At 57.5% G+C, this 1,372-nt stretch carries 2 protein-coding genes; both read left to right on the forward strand.

All coding sequences use genetic code 11. From position 1 onward, the window contains the following. The first annotated feature begins 446 nt into the window (after nt 1-446). Nucleotides 447-785 (forward strand): type II toxin-antitoxin system RelE/ParE family toxin, encoded by a 339-nt coding sequence (locus F0Q45_RS25975; protein WP_149656590.1) that lies wholly within the window; start codon nt 447-449, stop codon nt 783-785. After that, complete coding sequence (locus F0Q45_RS25980) at nt 782-1,084, forward strand: helix-turn-helix domain-containing protein (protein WP_149656589.1); 303 nt, start codon at nt 782-784, stop codon at nt 1,082-1,084. Before F0Q45_RS25975 ends, F0Q45_RS25980 begins: the two co-directional genes overlap by 4 nt. The last annotated feature ends 288 nt before the right edge of the window (nt 1,085-1,372 follow it).

A 1,372-nucleotide genomic window follows, 5' to 3' on the forward strand; every position in this document is an offset into this window, starting at 1 on the left:
CGGGCGCAGGGAACTGGGAAAGTGGCGGTATCGGCCCCGGGCCGACCTCCCAGGTTTTTCGCGGCGCCGGGAAGGGTGGCAACCACGGTCGTAAACACCGGTTACCGCACGAAGAGTCCGGGGCCACGGTCGTGGGGCACAGGAGCCTAAAACTTGACCGCGAGCGGCGTAGGTGACGGGCACCTAAATCACTTGGGCGCGCTTGTAGCGAGTCGCGATCGTCCTGGTCACAGCCCTAACGCTCAGCCATCGTCAATCCCATCGTCGGGACCTAACCGCACCCTCGACCGGCCGCAGCGGCGGACACGCCGCACGCGGGCATCCTCAAATGAGGCAACGATATGGGTTACGCGGCATTTTCGATGAGTCAACGCGGGCTGTAGCGAAATACAACCTATAGGTTGTAACGTTGTACTGTGACATGGACGGTCGAAGTGGACCTTGTCATGGAGTGGCTGCACGAACTCGACGATGAAAGCCATGTGTCGGTGATAGCGGCTCTGGAACTACTACAGGAACGGGGGCCGGCGTTGGGTCGGCCACTAGTTGACACCGTACGTGACTCGAAGCATAAGAACATGAAGGAGTTGCGACCTGGAAGTGCGGGCAAGAGTGAGTTGCGGGTCTTGTTCGCATTCGATCCGCGGCGAATCGCAGTGCTCCTCGTTGCGGGCGACAAATCGGGCACGTGGGATCGCTGGTACCGGGACAACATCCCGGTCGCCGATGAATTGTTTGACAACCACTTAGCGAGATTGCAAGAGGAGGGAGGGGAAAAGAAATGACCTCATTGAATGAGTGGCTTAGTAAGCGGCCGGTGGACCGGGTGGCAGTTGAAGAGCGCAAAGCGCGGATGTTGTCTGACGTTCGCGCATACAAGCTGCGTGAGCTGCGAGAAGCGCTCGACCTCACTCAGGTTGATTTGGCATGCCTTATGCATGTCAGCCAGAACAGCATCTCAAAGCTTGAACGCGGAGATATCGACCGCACTCAGGTTGACACATTGCGCCGCTACATCGAGGCAATCGGTGGCTCGCTACGTATCGAGGTTGAGGTCGGCGACGAGCGATTCCAGATCGCATAAAATTTCAGTCGGGGTGCCAGGCAGGCAGGCTTGGGCTACCGTGCGCAACTTTCGGCTGGTCACAAGCGGTTCACCTCCCCATGAATTGCAATTAAATGCGGCTGAATTACATTGTTGCGCAATTCATTTCGCGCATACCCCACCAGTTATGTTGTCCACCAACGAGTTTCGATGCGGCAGGGCTGAAACGAGGGGGGGTATACGGGCCCTGTTGGACCCGTTTTTCTTTTTTTTCGCAGGTAGATAGATCGGGGGCGAGCGCTCGTCTCCGTTTGACCGTTTGCTAAA

This window comes from Mycobacterium simiae (assembly GCF_008370645.1).
GTDB lineage: Bacteria > Actinomycetota > Actinomycetes > Mycobacteriales > Mycobacteriaceae > Mycobacterium > Mycobacterium simiae_A.

What these genes read in the sequence shown, in the direction of transcription:
- F0Q45_RS25975 (WP_149656590.1), top strand. Translation starts at nt 447, where the DNA reads ATGGAGTGGCTGCACGAACTCGACGATGAAAGCCATGTGTCGGTGATA.
- F0Q45_RS25980 (WP_149656589.1), top strand. Translation starts at nt 782, where the DNA reads ATGACCTCATTGAATGAGTGGCTTAGTAAGCGGCCGGTGGACCGGGTG.